20 protein-coding genes are annotated in these 19,010 nt (G+C 65.6%); 10 read left to right on the top strand and 10 right to left on the bottom strand.

The window, feature by feature from the left end:
- Positions 1–33 precede the first annotated feature (33 nt).
- Complete coding sequence (locus tag AC57BR_RS13140) at positions 34–1,140, bottom strand: MFS transporter (RefSeq protein ID WP_496361217.1); 1,107 nt, start codon at positions 1,138–1,140, stop codon at positions 34–36.
- A 183-nt stretch (positions 1,141–1,323) separates the two neighbouring features.
- Between AC57BR_RS13140 and AC57BR_RS13135 the strand changes: the two genes are divergently transcribed.
- The 3 genes from AC57BR_RS13135 (at position 1,324) to AC57BR_RS13125 (ending at position 3,896) form a co-directional block, all read left to right on the top strand.
- Positions 1,324–1,995, top strand: a complete 672-nt coding sequence (locus tag AC57BR_RS13135) for a DNA alkylation repair protein (protein ID WP_496361215.1) — start codon at positions 1,324–1,326, stop codon at positions 1,993–1,995.
- 4 nt (positions 1,996–1,999) lie between these two features.
- A complete protein-coding gene (locus AC57BR_RS13130; RefSeq protein ID WP_496361213.1) occupies positions 2,000–2,884 on the top strand; it encodes a helix-turn-helix transcriptional regulator in 885 nt (294 codons plus the stop codon).
- Between the two features lie 427 nt (positions 2,885–3,311).
- On the top strand, positions 3,312–3,896 hold the full coding sequence (locus AC57BR_RS13125) for a PadR family transcriptional regulator (protein ID WP_496361211.1): 585 nt from the start codon (positions 3,312–3,314) through the stop codon (positions 3,894–3,896).
- Between the two features lie 48 nt (positions 3,897–3,944).
- Here AC57BR_RS13125 and AC57BR_RS13120 read toward each other — a convergent pair whose 3' ends face one another.
- Positions 3,945–4,727, bottom strand: a complete 783-nt coding sequence (locus AC57BR_RS13120) for a lytic transglycosylase domain-containing protein (RefSeq protein WP_496361209.1) — start codon at positions 4,725–4,727, stop codon at positions 3,945–3,947.
- Positions 4,728–5,043: 316 nt separating this feature from the next.
- Between AC57BR_RS13120 and AC57BR_RS13115 the strand changes: the two genes are divergently transcribed.
- The 6 genes from AC57BR_RS13115 to AC57BR_RS13090 all read left to right on the top strand — a co-directional run bounded on the left by AC57BR_RS13115 (position 5,044) and on the right by AC57BR_RS13090 (position 8,469).
- On the top strand, positions 5,044–5,253 hold the full coding sequence (locus AC57BR_RS13115) for a hypothetical protein (protein ID WP_496361207.1): 210 nt from the start codon (positions 5,044–5,046) through the stop codon (positions 5,251–5,253).
- Between the two features lie 109 nt (positions 5,254–5,362).
- Positions 5,363–5,665, top strand: a complete 303-nt coding sequence (locus AC57BR_RS13110; protein WP_003802821.1) for a DUF4193 domain-containing protein — start codon at positions 5,363–5,365, stop codon at positions 5,663–5,665.
- A 46-nt stretch (positions 5,666–5,711) separates the two neighbouring features.
- Positions 5,712–6,800, top strand: a complete 1,089-nt coding sequence (locus tag AC57BR_RS13105; RefSeq protein ID WP_496361205.1) for a calcium:cation antiporter — start codon at positions 5,712–5,714, stop codon at positions 6,798–6,800.
- Between the two features lie 63 nt (positions 6,801–6,863).
- The gene (locus tag AC57BR_RS13100; protein WP_496361203.1) at positions 6,864–7,358 is read left to right on the top strand and encodes a MarR family winged helix-turn-helix transcriptional regulator; all 495 of its coding nucleotides are present in this window, start codon (positions 6,864–6,866) and stop codon (positions 7,356–7,358) included.
- 93 nt (positions 7,359–7,451) lie between these two features.
- Positions 7,452–7,670 carry a hypothetical protein gene (locus AC57BR_RS13095; protein WP_496361201.1) on the top strand — a complete coding sequence of 73 codons (219 nt, stop codon included), beginning with the start codon at positions 7,452–7,454 and terminating at the stop codon, positions 7,668–7,670.
- Positions 7,671–7,878: 208 nt separating this feature from the next.
- Positions 7,879–8,469: a TetR/AcrR family transcriptional regulator gene (locus AC57BR_RS13090; RefSeq protein WP_496361199.1), complete on the top strand. Its 591-nt coding sequence runs from the start codon at positions 7,879–7,881 to the stop codon at positions 8,467–8,469.
- 275 nt (positions 8,470–8,744) lie between these two features.
- On the opposite strand, the gene AC57BR_RS13085 is transcribed toward AC57BR_RS13090, so the two are convergent.
- From AC57BR_RS13085 to tkt, 7 genes are all read right to left on the bottom strand, one after another.
- Complete coding sequence (locus AC57BR_RS13085; RefSeq protein ID WP_496361197.1) at positions 8,745–10,178, bottom strand: HNH endonuclease signature motif containing protein; 1,434 nt, start codon at positions 10,176–10,178, stop codon at positions 8,745–8,747.
- Between the two features lie 448 nt (positions 10,179–10,626).
- Entirely contained in the window at positions 10,627–11,196 is a 570-nt protein-coding gene (locus AC57BR_RS13080; RefSeq protein ID WP_496361195.1) for a ribose-5-phosphate isomerase, read from the bottom strand.
- Positions 11,197–11,230: 34 nt separating this feature from the next.
- Positions 11,231–12,250 carry a class II fructose-bisphosphate aldolase gene (fbaA, locus tag AC57BR_RS13075; RefSeq protein ID WP_496361193.1) on the bottom strand — a complete coding sequence of 340 codons (1,020 nt, stop codon included), beginning with the start codon at positions 12,248–12,250 and terminating at the stop codon, positions 11,231–11,233.
- A 1-nt stretch (position 12,251) separates the two neighbouring features.
- Complete coding sequence (locus tag AC57BR_RS13070) at positions 12,252–12,725, bottom strand: ribose-5-phosphate isomerase (protein ID WP_496361191.1); 474 nt, start codon at positions 12,723–12,725, stop codon at positions 12,252–12,254.
- A 10-nt stretch (positions 12,726–12,735) separates the two neighbouring features.
- Entirely contained in the window at positions 12,736–13,455 is a 720-nt protein-coding gene (gene rpe, locus AC57BR_RS13065; RefSeq protein WP_496361189.1) for a ribulose-phosphate 3-epimerase, read from the bottom strand.
- Positions 13,456–13,460: 5 nt separating this feature from the next.
- Positions 13,461–14,582 carry a transaldolase gene (gene tal / locus AC57BR_RS13060; RefSeq protein ID WP_496361187.1) on the bottom strand — a complete coding sequence of 374 codons (1,122 nt, stop codon included), beginning with the start codon at positions 14,580–14,582 and terminating at the stop codon, positions 13,461–13,463.
- A 97-nt stretch (positions 14,583–14,679) separates the two neighbouring features.
- On the bottom strand, positions 14,680–16,830 hold the full coding sequence (gene tkt, locus AC57BR_RS13055) for a transketolase (protein WP_496361185.1): 2,151 nt from the start codon (positions 16,828–16,830) through the stop codon (positions 14,680–14,682).
- A gap of 154 nt (positions 16,831–16,984) precedes the next feature.
- Between tkt and AC57BR_RS13050 the strand changes: the two genes are divergently transcribed.
- Positions 16,985–18,307 (top strand): helix-turn-helix transcriptional regulator, encoded by a 1,323-nt coding sequence (locus tag AC57BR_RS13050; RefSeq protein WP_496361183.1) that lies wholly within the window; start codon positions 16,985–16,987, stop codon positions 18,305–18,307.
- A gap of 115 nt (positions 18,308–18,422) precedes the next feature.
- On the opposite strand, the gene AC57BR_RS13045 is transcribed toward AC57BR_RS13050, so the two are convergent.
- The coding region (locus tag AC57BR_RS13045) for a copper amine oxidase (protein WP_496361181.1) at positions 18,423–19,010 on the bottom strand (588 nt) is incomplete at its 5' end.

Genomic DNA, 19,010 nt, shown 5'->3' with positions numbered 1-19,010 from the left:
ATCGGGTGTTTGTTGAAGCTCCGTGGCCGCTGACTAGGCTTCCGCCTGGATGCCTCGCGGGTAGGCGGCCATCAGCGCGGCTGAGACAACCCAGACGGCACCGACCACAACAAGGCTGAGTGCGCCGCCGAGTCCTGTGGCGGAGGCGGCCAGGGCTGCGCCTCCGGCGGAGGCGCTGGCGCGAAAGCCCGCGCCGACGGTGAAGATCTGCGACCTGAGGTGGGGCGGGCTCAGCCGGTTGCGGAGGAAGAGCATCGCGGCGGCGGTGGATGCCGTGAAGACGCCGGACAGGCCGATGGCGACGACGGTCCAGGCCGTGCCCATGTCGACGGCGGCGCCGACGGTCAAGAGGCCGGTTGCGAGGAAGCCGGCCATCATGACAACGTGCGGCCGTGCCCGGCTGGGACGGACTGTCTCGCACAGCGCACCCAGCAGGCTGCCGACGGCGAAGGACGTCACCACGAGTGCCCCGTCGCTGGGTGAGCCGATCCGTTCGATGGAGAGGGCGACGGCGGCAATCGCCAGTCCGCCCTGGCCAACCTGGGTCAGCGTGGAGGCAGCGGTGACCACGGCCAGAGGGCGGTGGCTGAAAATACGGTGCAGCCCTGCCGCGACTGCCTGCCACGGTGAAACCCTGGGCGCTGAGTGCGGCTTCAGCCCGATGATGCTGACGCTCACTGCGCCTGCAGCGGCGGTGGCAGACAGCACCGCGAGCGCCGCCGAAGCGGGCAGGAACACAGCCATGACGGCCACGAAGGCCGGTCCCGCGACGGCTGAGACGTTATAGGAAAGGGCATCGAAGGCAAACGCCCGGCGGCCGTCGGGGATCACATCGGCGACGAAGCTGGAAAGTCCGCCCATGTAGAAGGGTGAGGCTGCGCCCGCCACAGCCAGGCAGGCGAACACAAGCGGCAGCGGGAGCTGGCCGAGGAATGCGGTTGCGGCGAAGGCCAGGGCGGTAAGTACTCCGGAAGCGGCCATCAGCAGGGCGGGGCGCCGGGCACGGTCGAGGGCAGCACCCGCCAGCGGTGCGGCGAGGACGCTCGGGCCGAGGGACACGGCAACCAGCGCACCCCCGACACCCACGTCGTTCAACTGCTGCACAGCGAGGATGGGGATTGCCACAGCGGAGCCGGCCATGGCCATCCTCGGGGGTATCGAAGCCGCAAGGTATCCGGGCGCACTCATGGGCCGGCAGGGACCGCCTCTCTGGGATGGGTTGCTTTGACCTTAGTCCATGGCACGCAGGCTGCCAGTCCGGCGTGGTCAGCATGTGGTGACCGTACAATGCGAGGGGACAGCAGCCAGCGAGCAGGAGCAGTAATGGCGGAGACAACAATTGACGGTTTGATGGCCGAACTGGCCGCGCTTGAGGATCCGGGGATGCGCGAGGCGAACCAGAGGCGCGGCGATGACCACGGTGTGAACCTGTCCGCATTGCGCGCCGTCGCGAAGCGGCTGAAGACCCAGCACGATCTTGCCCGTGATTTGTGGGCCACCGATAACACCGCGGCCCGGCTACTGTCACTGCTGATCTGCCGGCCGAAGGCCTTCGAACTGCAGGAACTGGACGCCATGCTGCGCCAGGCGCGCGCCCCCAAGGTGCATGACTGGCTGGTGAACTACGTGGTGAAGAAGAGCCCGCACGCTGAACAACTGCGCGTCGCGTGGACTGACGACCCCGACCCTGTGGTTGCGAGCGCCGGCTGGGCACTGACCACGGAGCGGGTCGGGAAAAAGCCCGAGGGCCTCGACCTGTCCGGACTCCTGGACACCATCGAGGCGGAAATGAAAGGCGCCCCGGAACGCCTGCAGTGGGCGATGAACCACACTCTGGCGCAGATCGGCATCGAGCATGCCGGCCACCGCGGCCGGGCCGTCGACATCGGCGAACGGCTGGAAGTACTCAAGGACTACCCGACCCCGCCGAACTGCACGTCGCCCTTCGCGCCGATCTGGATCAACGAGATGGTCAGCCGGCGGGGCGAAGCCTGACCGTATGGACAACCGAACCGAGGCACGGGAGTTCCTGGTTTCCCGCCGTTCCCGGATCACTCCGGCGCAGGCGGGCCTGGAACCGATTGGCGGCCGACGGCGTGTTCCCGGCCTTCGCCGGGAGGAAGTGGCGCGTCTCGCGGGGGTCAGCGTTGAGTACTACACCCGTCTCGAACGCGGCAACCTCAGCGGCGCCTCCGACAGCATCCTCGACGCGATCGCGCAGGCCCTTCAGCTTGACCGGGCCGAGCACGACCACCTCTACGACCTCGCCCGGGCAGCCAACACCACGGCCCGGAACCGGGCCAAGAGCACCCCTGTCAGCGTGCGGCCGGCCATGCAGTACCTGCTGGATGCGATAACGGGCGCCCCGGCGTTCATCGCCAACAACCGGATGGACATCGTGGCCGCGAATGACCTCGGCTACGCCATGTACTCCGACATGTACCGCGTCACGGCGCGCCCCGCGAACCACTCAAGATTCATCTTCCTGGACCCGCTCTCCCACGACTTCTACCCCGACTGGGACCGTGCAGCCAACGTCAACGTCGCGATCCTGCGCCGCGAGGCCGGCCGAAACCCGCACGACAAGCGCATCACCGAACTCGTCGGCGAACTCTCCATGCGCAGCGACGAGTTCCGCACCCGCTGGGCTGCACACAATGTCCGCCGCCACTACTCCGGAACCAAGACCTTCCGCCATCCCGTCGTCGGGCATCTGGAACTGACGTACGCGGCCATGGAGCTCGAAGACGACCCCGGCCACACGCTCACGGTCTATCCCGCCGTTCCGGGTAGCCCGTCCGACGAAGCACTGCGGCTCCTGGCCTCCTGGGCCGCAACGGAACGAATCGCCGAAACTGCACGGGCGGCCAGCCGGGTTCAGTAATTGCGAGGTTGCCGCCGAGCCGCGCCGAAGAGGCCGGCGCGTAACCTTCCCGCGGCACTTGACCGTGATTCCCGTCACTGCTTACTAAATGAACTTCATTCATTTATATCCGACACCACGGACCAGGACTCGCGTGAGCCCCGATGTCCCGGGCGGGAATGTGGCACTGACGGCGTTGCCTCAGCGGACTGTGATTCTCGCTGGGACTTTCCTGGGCAGCACTTGGCCTTGCCTATTTGGCCTACCTCACCCGCGGCTTCCGCCGCCCGACTCCACATCTGCAACTCGAGGAGGCCTGACCGGCGGGCGCGCATGCGCGTCCGCGTAGCATGCGAGCATCAAAAAGTTCTTGACCGCCGATATGTACCGATATATCGTTGAGTATCGCTTCAGAGAGGAGTGATGCTCAACGGAAGGACGATGCCCCATGAAAGGCATTCACGACCACCACAGATTTTCGGATTTCGGACCCGAGGCGGGACGCTTCGAGCGGGGAAGGAGCCGGCGCGGGCCGCACGGCCATGGCAGGTTTGGCCCCGGCCGCGGCTTTGGCCCGGGCTTTGGTCCGGGCGGTTCACGCCGGGCCAACAGGGGCGATGTCCGCTCCGCGATCCTCTCGCTCCTGGCGGAAGCTCCGTCCAACGGCTACGGGATCATCAAGACCATTGCCGAGAAGTCGTCCGGCGCCTGGCGGCCCAGCCCGGGCTCCGTCTACCCCACGCTCCAGCAGCTCGTCGACGAGGAACTCATTGCACCGGTGGGCGACGGCCGCCGCACCGAGTTCGCACTCACCGACCAAGGACGCAAGTATGTGGCTGACCACGCCGAGGAACTGGACCGAGCCTGGAACACCAGTGCCGAGGAGTCAGGACCTGCGTTTCACCAGAGCGTTGAAAAGCTCATGGGTGTCATTCATCAGTTCCGGTTCGCGGCAAACGACGAACAGCGTGCCGCCGCAATGGAAAAGATCGATGAGACCCGCCGGGCCCTGTACCAGATCCTCGCGGATTAAGGACGCGCCCGCATCCGGACTGAACAGGATCTGCGCTGGCAGGCGGGCCTAGTTGGCAGGCCCGGCCTGCTCCGCGTACTCAATAGCTTTCTCACCAACGTCGGCCAGGTACGCCTCGGACTGGTTGTAGGACCAGACGGCGTCATTCCACCCCTGGGGCGTGGTGAGGTCCCGGCCGCCGTCGCACAGGTAGCCGGCAGCGCTGAGAGCGGCGTCGTCAATATTGTGCGGATCGGTTACTCCATCGCCGTTCGCGTCCCGCCCTGCCAGCTTCCACGTGGAGGGGATGAACTGCATGGGTCCGACGGCGCGGTCCCAGAGGGCGTCGCCGTCCAGCGCGCCGCCGTCGGTATCGGCAATGGCAGCAAAGCCGTCCCCGTTGAGGCCAGGCCCGACGATCGGGCCACTTACGTCCCCCGACTCCGTGAGGCGGCCGCCCCCGAGTGCGCCGTGCGCGGATTCGACGAACCCGACGGCGGCCACCGTATTCCAGCCGATCCCGCACGCTGGCGCTGCGGCATTCGCCAGGCCGGCCGCGGCGACGTACGCCCGGAGGGCCCGCGCGGGGATTCCTGTCCGCGCGGCGGTGCGTGCCACCCAGCCCGGATCGACGGTCCTGGTGATGTTGACGGCATGCGCACTGCCACTTGCCGGCGGCACGAACTTTCCCGCCGCCTGCGGCGGGGCCGGCTGGGCTGCACGCACCCCCGCGCCGGAGTTCCCCGCGCCGGGCACGCCCGCATTGGTCGCGCCGAAGAGCCAGAACGCGCACGCGGTGATGGCGCAGAACGCGAAAAGGCTAAGAACCGCAAGGCGTTTCAGACGGAGCACGGAACAGCCTAACCCGGCGGCGGCCTCTCGCGGCCTTTCGCGGCCCTTCCCGGCCCCTCCGACCCAAAACGTTGACAAAGTGTTGGTCCCGCCGTTCTACTTTTATGCAGGCACCGAACATGATGCACGCGAACCGTACGCGTGGACAGGCTTACATCAGAGCCCGTGGGGGCGGTGCACCAGCGGCCTACAGGCCACACATATTGGCATCCGGTCGACGCTGCGTACGCAGACATCCCGGAGCGCCCTGCCGCTGGCTCGCGAGCGGCCCGAAACTCCGAACAGTTCAAGCGTTTCAACACCCCAAAGGACACCCATGCCCAGCACCACGAAGACCATCGACATCCAGGTAAACGACCGCCAGATCCTCGACGAGAGGCTGGATGCCGCCGTCAAGTGCCTTCAGGAGGCGGCCATTCTTACCGGGACACACGGGATCATGGTCACGCGCAACAGGCCCGGGAGCTACACCGCCACGCTCTCCGAGCAGGTTCCGTTCGGCATGACCCGCGAAATTATCCTCTAAACTTTGGGGACCTTAACCCGTCCCCGGTATCCGGGAATACCTGGCGGCGCCCGCTCGTTGAGTCCTGCGAATGCGCGCCGTCCGGCGCACAGCCGAAGGAGTAAAAACCATGGCAACTGACTACGACGCCCCTCGCGTGGCCCAAGAGGACCAGCCGGCCAACGAGTCGCTGGAGGCCATCCAGTCCCGCCAGGGCGGATCCCAGACTGCCCTGCTTGATGTGGAAGAAGCCGACACCGCCGAAGGCATCGACCTTCCCGGTGCCGACCTCTCGCACGAAGAGCTGCTGATCCAGGTTGTTCCGGTGCAGGAAGATGAGTTCACCTGTATGTCCTGCTTCCTGGTCCACCACCGCAGCCAGCTCGCGCGCGAAAAGGACGGCAAGAAGTACTGCTCGGAGTGTGAAGGCTAGCACCAGGGGGCTAGCTCTGAAGGGCCAGCACTGAGAAGATAGCGCTGTGCTGGCCCGGCTCCGATCGTCCTGGACCGCCGTCGTTCCCCTCGTCGGCCTGATCATGCTGGCTGTGACCTGGGGAGTTTCCCCAGGTCCGGTGCTGGCCACCGTCATCGCGGTGGTCCTGGTTGGCGCCGTGCTGGCGGCCGTGCATCATGCCGAAGTCGTGGCCGAGCGCGTCGGCGAGCCCTTCGGATCGCTCGTGCTGGCGGTCGCTGTGACCATCATCGAGGTGGCCCTGATCGTCACGCTGATCGCGTCCGGCGGCGAGGGAAGCCACTCGCTGGCACGGGACACAGTCTTCGCCGCCGTCATGATCACAGCCAACGGCATTGTGGGGATTGCCCTGCTGGTGGGCGCCCGAAGGTATGGCATTCCGCGGTTCAATCCGGAGGGAGCCGGTGCGGCCCTGGCTGTGGTCACAACCCTCGCCACGCTGACGCTTGTCCTGCCGACCTTCACGTCGGCGCGGCCGGGGCCTGAGTTTTCGCCCCTGCAGCTGGGCTTCGCGGCCGTGGCGTCGCTGTCGCTTTACGGCCTGTTTGTGCTGACCCAGACCGTGCGTCACCGCCACTTCTTCCTTCCGGTCGTGTCCGCCGACGACGGCGACGACGGACTGCACGGCCCCACCCCCACTAACCGGGCCACTTACACAAGCCTGGCGCTGCTTTGCGTGGCGCTGGTCGCCGTCGTCGGACTGGCCAAAACCGTATCCCCGGTCATCGAAGCGGGCGTGAGCCGCGCCGGGATCCCGGAGTCCTTTGTGGGCGTGGTCATCGCACTCCTGGTCCTGCTTCCGGAGGGACTTGCCGCCACCCGGGCCGCTTCGCGGAACAGGATCCAGATCAGCCTCAACCTGGCCTACGGCTCGGCGATCGCCAGCATCGGCCTGACGATTCCAGCAATCGCTATCGCCAGCATCTGGCTGCCGGGACCGCTGACGCTGGGCCTCGGCGGCACGCAGATCGTCCTGTTCCTGCTGAGCGTCATCGTGGGAACACTCACGGTCGTGCCGGGCCGCGCCACCCGCCTGCAGGGGGCCATCCACCTGGTGCTGTTCGCCGCATTCCTCTTCCTCGCCATGTTCCCGTAGGCACCGTGAGGGCTCGGGGCGGCGGTCAGCCGCCTCCAACTGCCACTTCGATATCATGGCTTCATGACTTCCCCCCCAGGGAGCGACGATGACCTCCTGCTCGAGCGGCAGCTCTGCTTCGCCCTCGCTGTCGCCTCACGCACCGTCATCGGCGCCTACCGGCCCGTGCTGCAGGAGCTCAACCTCACCCACCCGCAGTACCTGGTGATGCTGGCTCTGTGGGAGAAGAGCCCGCGTTCAGTCAAGGAAATCAGCGACGCCCTCCTCCTGGTCCCGGCCACCCTGTCTCCCCTGCTCAAGCGGCTCGAAGCCCTGGGATACGTCACCCGCCGCCGCGTTCCCGGGGATGAACGCTCCCTTGCAGTCGGCCTGACCCCCGACGGGACCGCGCTCCGCGACAGGGCGATGGGCGTGCCCGGCACCATGCTGGCCAAGCTCGGCCTCACCCGCACCCAGGCGGAGGACATCCACGTTGCCATGACGCAGCTCATCGAATCCGCCCAGATCGATCACACACTGCAGGCTGGCCCCACTGTGGACGACGAAGCCACGGCCTAGCCGGAGCGACAGAGAAAGCCGACGGCGGGTTCAGCCTCGCAGGCGATTCTGCTACCCCTTGCGGCAATCGAACGCACCTGTTTCCCTGAGTGCATGACGGACAGGGAAAAGAACGCCGACCTGCCCCGCGACCCACACCTGCGGGAAGATGTGGTGCCCGGTGCTGTGCAGGAAACCGAAGGCGGCGACGGGAAGAAGTTGCCTCCGGGCCAGACAAACGCGGACCAGCAAGTGGCCGGACTCGCTGCTGCCACCCACTACGGGGACGGCGTGGACCCCGAGGCAGAGGACGATCAGAACAAGCCGCTGTGAAGGACGCCGCATGCCCCAGCCGTACCCTTCGAGTTTTTGTGCAGATAATGGCCTCTAGCGCCCCGTAAAGTCGCGACAGCTGTACAAAAACTTCAGACTCCGTCGGCGATCAGCGCCTCATCACAGTTCTCCGGGGCCGTAGCCACCTCGGATGACTCTTCCGGCAGCCACGGCAGAATATTGCATGCCAGAGGTAGAATTCCCTGCCATGAGGACAGTCACAGACAACCTTGAAGATCCTGATGATGTCCGCACCCGTATTGTGGTCACCGCCTACCAATTGTTCTCCCACCGTGGAATCCGAGATGTCGGCGTCGACGAGCTGATCCGCGCCTCGGGCGTCGCCAAGGCGACGTTCTACCGGCATTTCCCGTCGAAGGACGACGTGGCGCTGGCCTTTTTGAAGCGCCGGGACGAGCTGTGGATGATGGGGTCGGTGGTCCCGGAAGCAAGAAGCAGGGCAGACAACCCCGAAGACCAGCTGTTGGCCATCTTCGACGTTTATGACGAGTGGTTTCAGGAGGATGATTTCGAAGCCTGCTCCTTTGTTAAGGTGCTGCTGGAAATGGGGGCCTCGCATCCGCTGGGGCGCGCGAGCATCGAGTACCTGGCCAGGATCCGCCAACAGGTACGGCTCTTGGCGGACGAAGCGGGCCTGGAGGACTCCGAGGCGTTCGCCCTCTCCTGGCACATCCTCATGAAGGGCTCGATCATCGCCGCCGCCGAAGGTGACAGGCTCTCGGCCCGCCGCGCCCGGCGGATGGCCAGCGGGCTGATCGCCACGCACCGGCCGGCATAGCTAATACCCAAACTTCCTCCGGAGTGGATCAACGCCGTCATCCCCCACAGTCCGGGCGGAGGCTTCCGGCTATCACGAGTTCTTCCCGGGGTTCTCGCAGGTGCCCGCCGACGAGGTTGACGTGCCTATGTGAAGTTGGTCGAAGGCATCCAGACCCGCCTCGCACTGGACTGAGCCAGACTAGAACCGGCCAGACCAGAAGCGGCCACCCAGAACCGAGCCACGGGAGAACCGAACCATCCTGACGCAGAGCCAGTTGTAAATGCGGTCCACCCCTAGAATGGCGGGGGTTCTGGCTCCTTGGGCGGGTAAAAGGCTTTGCCGAAATCCACGGCTTCGGTGCTGTATTCCCGGCCCAGCGGTGAACGCCACTCAAGATCCCCGCCTGGGGACGACTGTCTATAGCTCCAGGCACCGATGGACTTCAGGGCGTGGTGCTTTCGGCAGAGCATTGCCAGGTTGCCGGCGTCGGTGGTGCCACCGTCCTGCCATTCGATGGTGTGGTCGGGTTCGCAGGCAGTGGCCCGGCGGGTGCATCCCGGGAACCGGCAGGTACCGTCACGGCAATACAGGTACCGGCGCAGCATCTTCGGTGGACGGTAGGCCACACGGCCAACACCCAGCGCCTGGCCAGTGGTGCAGTCGGTGAAGAGCCGCTGCCATGTGGGGGCAAGTGCCGCCAGGCGGCGGGCCGTGACAGCGTCAACGGGACCGTAGCCTTCAAGTTCGGCTGTTTCGGAGCCGTCGTCGAGGACAAGGCCGTCGCCGAGGATGTGTCCGACGGGAATGGTCACCACGACCTCGGCGCGGAACGCTCCAGATTCCGGCTCATCAGATGCGCCCAAAAACCGGTATGTGAACGCATCAGCGCGAAGCTCCGACAGTGTGCTGGATTCGGTAGGTGCGCCGCGCCCAAGGGCAGTGCCGGGCCCAGGAAGGAAGGGAAGGGCCCCGGGCTCTGCAGCCCGCGCGCTAGCCTCCCGCGCATCGCGGTCGAGCCCATTAAAAATGGCCATCCCCACTTCCACCGTGAGGAACGCGGATAGCGTGCACATGCCGTCCGGCTCGGGCGAGAACCACACACCCCGTTCGCGCTGCGCAGACGCCTTCCGGGCCGCGAGGCTCTCAGGGTGGAGGCTCTCGCGCAGCCGACGCAGGCACGCGCGCAATTCGGCCGGGGTGCGGCGTCGGCCCTGCCGCGTCCGCGTGCGCCGCAGGGCCACTGCGGCGAATTTCTCGGCCTGCTCGGAAGGGAGAGAGCGTGCCTGGTCGAGAATGATCCGGGCGTGTGCCTCGGAGATCTCGCCCGCCTCAACCGCCTCAAGAACCTCCCACCGGGACGTCGTCAGATCCGCGGCGTCGTTCAGGAAGCGTGCGGCTGTGCCTTCCGTGAGCGCACAGCCGGTGGACACTTCACTGACGGCGAGCGCATGGGCCTCGTCCCCTCCAAACCGCACCGGCTGGTTCCCTCGGCGCCGGGGAGATTCTTCGCCAATCGCTTCTTCGACCCTGGCCAGGGCGCTCATTTTTATGGCTGTTGCCCAGGCGACGAGCCGGTCGGTCGACTCCACCACGGAGAGCGCCTCGTCGGCCGTGAGGAAGGAGGGGAGCGGAAAGCTCACCCTTCCGGTAAGCAGCGAATCCTCGTGATCTGTGAAGTCGACAGCCGGAACCCACGTTTCGTCGGTGACGAATGCTTGGACCTCCATGCCGCGCCCCCTCCCCGGGACCCTCGTCTTCTGAAATCACGCGCCTTCTGAAACCACTTGTCTTCTGAAACCACTTGCCGGCCTCTCCCTTACCGGACACTCTCAGACTAGGGGGAGGGCCTGACATTTAAGGGCCCATCGGGCACCGGGCAGGCGGAACTAATAAGTTTTTGCAAGTCCACCGGAGAACGAAAGTAGGTTGCAGCACGGTATTCCCAGCCCTCGGAACGCCCAGAAATGCTACCCAGTTAGGTGCCGTGGTGGGCGCGTGGGGACGACGCCCACCACCTTGCCTACGGCGCGGCAAAGGGCGGACGGCGACGGATATCTCCGCGCACATCTCGCCGGACGATCCGTTGCTCAGCGGCCTGCCCTGGGTGAGGTCACGGCGGGATCCTCTGGATCCGCTCATCGATTGAAGGACGCCGCCTTTCGAGAAGGCGGCGTCCTATGCGCTGAGGCTGATGCGTGCCAGGGCGTCCCTTCGGCTGATCTCGCATGCCAGTGGGGTGAGGCAGGTTTCGTAGTCGGCGATCTGCGCGATGCGGCGTTTGTGCCGGGAGTCATGGGTGAAAGGCTCCTGGAGGAAAAGGACCGCGAATTTGAGGCATTCCTCCGGCGTGTGTTCGCGGGCTCCGATGGCGATGACGTTCGCGTCATTGTGCTGCCGGGCCAACCTTGCAGTCGACTCGTTCCAGACCAAAGCGGCGCGAATGCCCCTGACTTTATTCGCCGCGATCTGTTCGCCGTTGCCGGAGCCGCCGATGACGATGCCGAGGCTTGGCCGGTTGACGTTGATGTCGCGGGCCACTCCCTCAGCGGCAGTGATGCAAAATCCGGGATAGTCGTCCTGGGCGTCGTACTCCGCCGGCCCGTGGTCCACCACGTCATATCCCAGGCTTGTCAGTTCCCGTTGCAGCGAACGGCTCAATTCAAGGCCCGCATGGTCGCTGCCTATGTGGACCCGGTACGCAGCCCCGGCTCCGAGACCAGTGGCTGATGATGGTTCAGTGCTCATGTGATCACTTTCAACGTGTAGTGGTGGTAATTGGCTAGAGGGTCTTGCCTGCCGAGCCCAGCTGCTGGGTTGCCTCAACCACGCGTGCTGCGAGGCCGGCTTCGGCGGAGGCGCCCCAGACGCGGGGGTCGTAGGTCTTCTTGTTGCCCACCTCCCCGTCGACCTTCAGCACGCCGTCGTAGTTGCGGAACATGTGGTCCGCCACCGGACGCGTGAACGCGTACTGGGTATCCGTGTCGATGTTCATCTTGATCGTGCCGTAAGACACAGCGTCCGCGATCTCCTGATCCGAGGAACCCGACCCGCCGTGGAAGACCAGGTCGAACGGGCTGTCCTTGCCGATCTTCGCCCCGACCTGGGCCTGGATGTCCTTCAGGATCTCCGGGCGCAGCTTCACCCCGCCCGGCTTGTACACGCCATGGACGTTACCGAAGGTCAGGGCAGTGATGTAGCGGCCGTTCTCGCCCGAACCCAGCGCCTCAACCGTGGCCAGCGCGTCCTCCACCGTGGTGTACAGCTTCTCGTTGATCTCGTGCTCGACACCGTCCTCCTCGCCGCCGACCGTGCCGATCTCGACCTCGAGGATGATCTTGGCGGCAGCGGTACGGTCCAGCAGCTCGCGGGCGATCCGCAGGTTTTCCTGCAGCGTCTCGGCCGAACCGTCCCACATGTGCGAGTTGAAGATCGGGTTGCGGCCGGCCTTGACCTCGGCCTCGGACGCGGCCAGCAGCGGCAGCACGAAACTGTCCAGCTTGTCCTTGGGGCAGTGGTCCGTGTGCAGGGCGATGTTCACGTTGTAGTTCCTGGCCACCTCACGGGCAAACGCCGCGAAGCCCAGCGACCCGGCAACCATGTCCTTCGTGGACGCACCGGACCAGTACGCCGCACCGCCGGTGGAAACCTGCACGATGCCGTCAGACTCGGCCTCCGCGAAACCGCGCAGCGCCGCGTTCAGCGTCTGCGAGGACGTCACGTTCACCGCGGGGAACGCGAAGCCGCCCTTCTTGGCACGGTCGATCATGTCGGCATAGATCTCTGGGGTTGCAATGGGCATGTTACTCGGCAACCTCGCCGGTGGACTCATAGGTGGCGATCTTGCCGATGCGGCGTTCGTGCCGTTCGGCATTCGTGAACGGTTCGGCCAGGAATGCCTTGATCAGTTCGGTGGCCTCTTCAACGGTGTGCTGGCGCCCGCCAACTGCGACCACGTTGGCGTTGTTGTGCTGACGGGCCAGTTTGGCCGTGTCCAGGTTCCAAGCCAGCGCAGCACGCACGCCCTTGACCTTGTTCGCGGAGATCTGCTCACCGTTGCCGGAACCGCCCAGCACAATCCCCAGGGCGTCCACGCCCGCGGCCTGGTCTGCCACGACGGCGGCCGCGGCGTTGATGCAGAATGCGGGGTAGTCGTCCTCGGCGTCGTAGGCGGCAGGCCCGTGGTCAACCATCTCGTAGCCGCTGGCTGACAGTGCCGTGATGAGGTGGGAGCTCAGCTCCATGCCGGCGTGGTCGGTTGCGATGTGAACGCGCATGAGTGGTCCTTCAGGCTTGTTGGAATACGACGTTGTTGGGGCGCGGCGTTGATGTGCCGAAGGCGAGTTGGCCCTTTGCCCGCAGCGACTCGATGGCATCCTCGGGTGACGGCTTGCCGTACACGGCCGATCCCGCTACGAAGACGTTGGCGCCGGCCTCAGCGGCACGGATGATGGTTTCTTCGGTGATGCCGCCGTCAACCTGGATGGCTACGTTCACTCCGGAACCCTCTACCGCCGCACGGGCGCGGCGGATCTTGGGCAGCATGACGTCCAGGAATGCCTGGCCGCCAAAGCCCGGCTCGACCGTCATGATCAACAGCATGTCCAGTTCGGGGAGCATGTCCAGATACGGTTCCACCGGGGTGGCCGGGCGCAGTGCCATGCCCGCCTTGGACCCGCGTGCGCGAAGTTCGCGGGCGAGCTTGATGGGGGCGTCGGACGCCTCGACGTGAAACGTCACCGAGCTCAGGCCGGCGTCGGCGAACTGGGGCGCCCAGCGGTCGGCATTGGAAATCATCAGGTGCGCGTCCAGCGGCACGGGGCTGACCTTCTGGATCCGCTCGACGACGGGCAGGCCAATGGTCAGGTTCGGCACGAAGTGGTTGTCCATGACATCCACGTGCACGGCGTCGGCGTTGCTGATGCGGGCCAACTCGGCTTCGAGGTTGACGAAGTCGGCCGAGAGGATGCTGGGGTTGATACAGCAATTCAGGGGTGAAATGGACATGATGTCTAGGATGCCTTCCGTGCGGTAGTGAGGGCACCGTTGACGTCGGCCAGCAGTTCCTTCCAGCTGGCAACAAACTTGTCCAGGCCTTCGGATTCCAGGAGGGCGACAACGTTGTTGTAGGAGATGCCGAGGTTCTCGAGGGCGTTGAGGACGGTGTTCGCTTCCCTGTAGGTACCGGTGATGGTGTCACCCGTGACCACGCCGTGGTCGAACGTGGCGTCCAGGGTCTTCTCCGGCATGGTGTTCACGATGCCGGCGGCAACGAGCTCAGTGACGTAGAGGGTGTCCGGGTAGGCCGGATCCTTCACGCCGGTGGAAGCCCACAGCGGCCGCTGCGGGCGCGCACCGGCCTCGGCCAGGACAGCCCAGCGTTCGGTGGAGAAGAGCTCTTCGTAGACCTGGTACGCGAGGCGGGCGTTGGCGACGCCGGCTTTGCCCTTGAGTGCCTTGGCTGCGTCGGTCCCGATCGCATCCAGTCGCTTGTCGATTTCGCTGTCCACGCGGGAGACGAAGAAGGATGCCACGGAATGGATCTTGGAGAGGTCGTGGCCGTTGTCCATGGCCTGCTTCAGGCCGGCCTGGAAGGCGTTGATGACTGCCCGGTAGCGCTCGAGGGAGAAGATCAGGGTCACGTTGACGCTGATGCCCTCGGCCAGCACCGCAGTAATGGCTTCCAGGCCTTCAATCGTGGCCGGGATCTTGATCAGGACGTTGTCCTTGTCGACCTTTTTGTAGAGGTTCTTGGCTTCGGCAATCGTGCCGGCGGTGTCCCAGGCGAGGCGGGGGTCGACTTCAATGGAGACGCGGCCGTCGACGCCGTGGGTTGCCGCGGCGATCGGGGCGAAGAGGTCGCAGGCGTCGGCGACGTCCGCCGTCGTGATCTCGAAGATCGTCTCCTCGACGCCGGCGCCCTGCGCTGCGAGTTCGGCGATCTTTGCGTCATAGTCCGTGCCGGACGTGATCGCAGCCTGGAAGATGGACGGGTTGGTGGTCACGCCCACCACGTTCTTCTGGTCGATGAGCTTCTGCAGGCTGCCGCTGTCGAGCCGCTCGCGGGAGAGGTCGTCCAGCCAGATGGACAAACCGGCGTCGGAAAGCTGTGCGGTGGGTGTTGCGTTGGTCATGGCTTCTGCTTCTTCCTTCGAAAATGGTGACAGTTTGCAGTGCCGCGGGACGCCGGTGGAGGCCGTCCCGCGGCACAGGCCGCAGCGCGGGTGGGAATTAGTTGCCGGCGGCGGCGAGGGAGTCCTTGGCGGCGGCAGCGACTGCTTCCGCGGTGATGCCGAACTCCTGGAACAGGCGCTTGTAGTCTGCCGAGGCGCCGTAGTGCTCGAGGCTGACGGAGCGGCCGGCGTCGCCGACGAATTCCTTCCAGCCCAGGGCAAGTCCTGCTTCGACAGAGACGCGGGCATTGACCGCTGCGGGCAGGACAGCCTCGCGGTAAGCAGCGTCCTGCTTGTTGAACCACTCCACGCACGGCATGGACACCACGCGGGCGGCGATGCCTTCGGCCTGGAGTGCTTCGCGGGCCTGGACGGCCAGCTGGACTTCCGAGCCGGTGGCGATCAGGATGACCTGAGCGTCCACGGTCTTGCCGTCCTTGGATGCCTCGGCCAGCACGTAGCCGCCCTTGGCCACACCGGCGGGGGAAGCGAAGGTGTCACCCTCGGCGGCGCCCCCGCCGCGGGCGAACGTCGGGACGTTCTGTCGGGTCAGGACGATGCCGGCCGGGTTCTCGTGGTTCTCCAGTATGGTCTTCCACGCGATGCCAACTTCGTTGGCGTCGGCGGGGCGGACGACGTCCAGGCCGACGATCGCACGGAGGGTGGCGAGCTGTTCCACCGGCTGGTGGGTGGGGCCGTCCTCGCCGAGGCCGATCGAGTCGTGCGACCACACGTAGATGGACGGAACGCCCATCAGGGCGCCGAGGCGGATGGCCGGCTTCTGGTAGTCGCTGAAGATCAGGAACGTGCCGGAGAACGCACGGGTCTTGCCGTGCAGGGAGATGCCGTTCACGATCGAGGCTGCGGCGTGCTCGCGGATACCGAAGTGCAGGACGCGGCCGTAGGGGTTGCCCTTCCACGCTTCCGTTGACCGGGAAGCCGGGATGAACGACGGCGAGCCCTCGATCGTGGTGTTGTTGGACTCCGCGAGGTCGGCCGAGCCGCCCCAGAGTTCCGGCATTACCGGGCCGATGGCGTTCAGGACCTTGCCGGACGCGGCGCGGGTGGACACATCCTTGCCTGCTTCGAAGACCGGCAGTGCGGCCTCGAGTTCAGCGGGCAGCCGGCGGGCCTCGACGCGCTCCAGCAGGGCAGCGGCTTCCGGGTTGGCGGACTGCCAGGCGGAGAAGGACTCTTCCCATTCCTTGCGGGCGGCCGCGCCGCGGTCCACGACCCGGCGGGCGTGGGCCAGCACGTCCTCGTCAACCTCGAAGGACTTCTCGGGGTCGAATCCCAGCACTTCCTTCAGGGCTGCGACTTCATCGGCGCCGAGGGCTGAACCGTGGATCTTGCCGGTGTTCTGCTTCTTCGGGGCCGGGTAGCCGATGATGGTGCGCAGCGAGATGATGGACGGCTTGGAGGTCTCAGCCTTGGCAGCCAGCAGCGCCGAGTAGAGCTCCTGGACGTCTTCGACGTATTCGCCCGACTCGGTCCAGTCCACGCGCTGGGTGTGCCAGCCGTAGGCTTCGTAGCGCTTCAGGACGTCCTCGGTGAAGGCGATGTCGGTGTCGTCCTCGATGGAGATGTGGTTCTCGTCGTAGATGACCACGAGGTTGCCCAGTTCCTGGTGGCCGGCCAGGGACGAAGCCTCAGAGGTCACGCCTTCCTGGATGTCGCCGTCGGAAGCGATAACCCAGATGGTGTGGTCGAACGGGCTCTCGCCGGCGGGAGCATCGGCGTCGAACAGGCCGCGCTGGCGGCGCTGGGAGTAGGCGAAGCCGACCGAGGAGGCCAGGCCCTGGCCCAGCGGGCCGGTGGTGATTTCCACGCCCGGGGTGTGCTTGTATTCCGGGTGGCCGGGGGTCAGCGCATCCCACGTGCGCAGCGCCTGAAGGTCCTTCAGTTCCAGGCCGTAGCCGGAGAGGAACAGCTGGCTGTACAGCGTCAGTGAGGAGTGACCCGGTGACAGGATGAACCGGTCACGGCCGATCCATTCCGGATCGCGCGGGTCGTGGCGCATCAGCTTCTGGAACAGAAGGTAGGCGGCCGGAGCCAGGCTCATCGCGGTGCCGGGGTGGCCGTTGCCGACCTTCTCGACAGCGTCTGCGGCCAAAACCCGGAGTGTGTCCACGGCCCGCTGGTCCTGGGAGGTCCAGTCGAGTGTTGTGGTGCTGTCTGCGATAAGCGTCGCGGTTGCTGTCGGATTCACAGTTAATCCCCTTTGATTCGGTTCGTCGGCCTGCAGCGGCCGAACGGATGCTTTCCGGTTGTTACCCATGCTCCCGAAACAAATGGGTAGGGGTAACACTGTTTTCTGACGGTTTTTACTACACTTTCGGACTGGGCGGCCGTAAACTGTTCGGATGAGCGCAGCCACCGACCAGCCCACGAAGGCGTCCACCATGCCCGTTTCAGACCTGCCGTGGCCGCTGCTGCATTCCGTGGCAGCAGTCGCCGATGCCCCCCTGCCCCAGATAGCGGAGCGGCTACGTGATGCGCTGCTTCCCTACCTGGGAAGCAGCGCACTGGTGATCTTCACCGAAGACTGCACGGGGCGGCCGCAGAAGAAGGCCGGTGCAGAAGAAATTATTTCCCGGGTTTCCATCGCCGAGCTTGACACGCTTCGCGCCACCCTTTCGGATGAGACCCCCTGGTTCGGGGAGGCCGAGCTTGCCGGCCGGCCCCGGGCCGCGCTGGCCCTGAAACATGCCTCCAGCCAGGCACTCCTCGTTATCACCGATCCCCAGCCCGCCGATTCCCAGGCTGTCGATTCAGGCCATACCGCCGGGCTGGACCTGGTGAGGTATCTCTGGAACCTTGCTGCCAAGCGGATCCAGGAGAAAGTGGCGGATGCACCGCCGTCGTACCTGCTGGAATCCCGGGCGGCCTCGGCTGAACGCATCCGTGTGACGGCGGAGCTGACCGACCTGCACTCCACTACTCTGGAGACCCTCCTGGCAGCCCTGCGCTCGTCCCAGTTGGACAATGCAGTAGCCCGCACAACCGTCACTGACCTCACCGCCAAGGCCTTGGTCAAGCTCCGCACCCTCAGCGACCGCACGACGGACCTGGTGGAGGAGCCGGTCGCCAAAGCATTTGAACGCCTGCGGGAGGACCTGCGACCGCTCACAAGCTACAGCGGCATTGAGGCAGAATTCATCGAACCGCCACTGAATGGACGGGCCCTCCCCGGCGAAGTTGCCCACGCGGCACGGGCAGTCGTCCGCGGACTGGTGCTGGCCATGATGGAGCAACCCGAGGTCAGCCGCATCCGGACGCAGTGGGACTGCGACGGCGAAAACCTGCTGATCAACGTGCGCGACGACGGCCGCGGTGCACTTGCCGCCGACGCGCCGAGCATCAGCCGCCTGGACCGCCGGGTCCAGGCGCTCACCGGCCAGCTGCGGATGGACGTCATGCCAGGCTGGGGTGCGGACGTGTTCGTCTCACTCCCCCTGGACCTGCCGACGCGCCCCGCCGGGGATGTCGCCGGATGGAACCTTGCCGCCCGGGAACTCGAAGTGCTCCAGCACCTCGCCGCCGGAAACCGCAACCGCACCATCGCCTCAGCGATGGGCATCAGCGAGAATACCGTCAAGTTCCATGTGCGGAACCTGTTCAAGAAGCTCGACGTCGGTTCCCGTACCGAAGCCATCGCCCTGGCACACAGCCACGGACTGCGGTGACAGTGTAGGAAGACGGCGGCACACTAAACGGCGGCACCCGAAGGGGTGCCGCCGTCTTCGTGTCTGGCTCTGCTGAGGTTATGCGGTCATGGTGGCGAACATGAGGGCCAGCTGTTTAGTGGCCGTTGCCGGTGCTGCAGTGGCCGCTGTTGGTGGTGCGGGTTTCGGTGGGGAGGTTCAGGGTGGGGTTTTGGTTGAAGAAGCCGTGGGGTTCGAGCATGAAGCCGATGTTCTGGCGGGGCATGACGGGCCAGTCTTCGAGGCGGACGACGTGGTGCATGCCGAAGGTGTACCAGACCACGAGGTCCTGATCGACGATGTTCCGGTCTTTCTGGGTCCAGATGTGCAGGCCGTCATCGGCGCCGGTGGCCTGGTTGGGGTATTCGCCGGCGGCGAAGCGTTCGGTCCGGTCGTAGGCGGTGACCCAGAGGTTGTTCCGGGCGAACTGGGCGCGTTTGGAGACGTAGGACTCGTCCCCGGCGGCGAGCTGGATCCCGTTGGTGGGGATCAGGCGGTAGGCGACGGGTTCGTCCACGATGTTCTTCTTCTCGTGGTTGGCGATCTTCCAGAACCGGTGCTTGGCGGAGTCGGTTTTGCGGATCGCGGCTTTCTCGGTTTCCAGGAGCCGGTCCACTGCCTTGAACGCGGTGTGGGTGGGGTTGTGCTCGGGGTATTCCATGTCCACTTCGTAGACGGCGTTGTT

It is taken from the genome of Arthrobacter sp. BGA-UO-ETr-C19 (assembly GCF_059568005.1).
The sequence above is the reverse complement of the archived record's forward strand: the minus strand, read 5'-3'. Positions and strand labels throughout refer to the sequence as shown.

What these genes read in the sequence shown, in the direction of transcription:
- AC57BR_RS13140 (WP_496361217.1), bottom strand. Translation starts at nt 1,140, where the DNA reads ATGGCCGGCTCCGCTGTGGCAATCCCCATCCTCGCTGTGCAGCAGTTG.
- AC57BR_RS13135 (WP_496361215.1), top strand. Translation starts at nt 1,324, where the DNA reads ATGGCGGAGACAACAATTGACGGTTTGATGGCCGAACTGGCCGCGCTT.
- AC57BR_RS13130 (WP_496361213.1), top strand. Translation starts at nt 2,000, where the DNA reads ATGGACAACCGAACCGAGGCACGGGAGTTCCTGGTTTCCCGCCGTTCC.
- AC57BR_RS13125 (WP_496361211.1), top strand. Translation starts at nt 3,312, where the DNA reads ATGAAAGGCATTCACGACCACCACAGATTTTCGGATTTCGGACCCGAG.
- AC57BR_RS13115 (WP_496361207.1), top strand. Translation starts at nt 5,044, where the DNA reads ATGCCCAGCACCACGAAGACCATCGACATCCAGGTAAACGACCGCCAG.
- AC57BR_RS13110 (WP_003802821.1), top strand. Translation starts at nt 5,363, where the DNA reads ATGGCAACTGACTACGACGCCCCTCGCGTGGCCCAAGAGGACCAGCCG.
- AC57BR_RS13100 (WP_496361203.1), top strand. Translation starts at nt 6,864, where the DNA reads ATGACTTCCCCCCCAGGGAGCGACGATGACCTCCTGCTCGAGCGGCAG.
- AC57BR_RS13095 (WP_496361201.1), top strand. Translation starts at nt 7,452, where the DNA reads ATGACGGACAGGGAAAAGAACGCCGACCTGCCCCGCGACCCACACCTG.
- AC57BR_RS13090 (WP_496361199.1), top strand. Translation starts at nt 7,879, where the DNA reads ATGAGGACAGTCACAGACAACCTTGAAGATCCTGATGATGTCCGCACC.
- AC57BR_RS13085 (WP_496361197.1), bottom strand. Translation starts at nt 10,178, where the DNA reads ATGGAGGTCCAAGCATTCGTCACCGACGAAACGTGGGTTCCGGCTGTC.
- AC57BR_RS13080 (WP_496361195.1), bottom strand. Translation starts at nt 11,196, where the DNA reads ATGAGCACTGAACCATCATCAGCCACTGGTCTCGGAGCCGGGGCTGCG.
- fbaA (WP_496361193.1), bottom strand. Translation starts at nt 12,250, where the DNA reads ATGCCCATTGCAACCCCAGAGATCTATGCCGACATGATCGACCGTGCC.
- AC57BR_RS13070 (WP_496361191.1), bottom strand. Translation starts at nt 12,725, where the DNA reads ATGCGCGTTCACATCGCAACCGACCACGCCGGCATGGAGCTGAGCTCC.
- rpe (WP_496361189.1), bottom strand. Translation starts at nt 13,455, where the DNA reads ATGTCCATTTCACCCCTGAATTGCTGTATCAACCCCAGCATCCTCTCG.
- tal (WP_496361187.1), bottom strand. Translation starts at nt 14,582, where the DNA reads ATGACCAACGCAACACCCACCGCACAGCTTTCCGACGCCGGTTTGTCC.
- AC57BR_RS13050 (WP_496361183.1), top strand. Translation starts at nt 16,985, where the DNA reads ATGAGCGCAGCCACCGACCAGCCCACGAAGGCGTCCACCATGCCCGTT.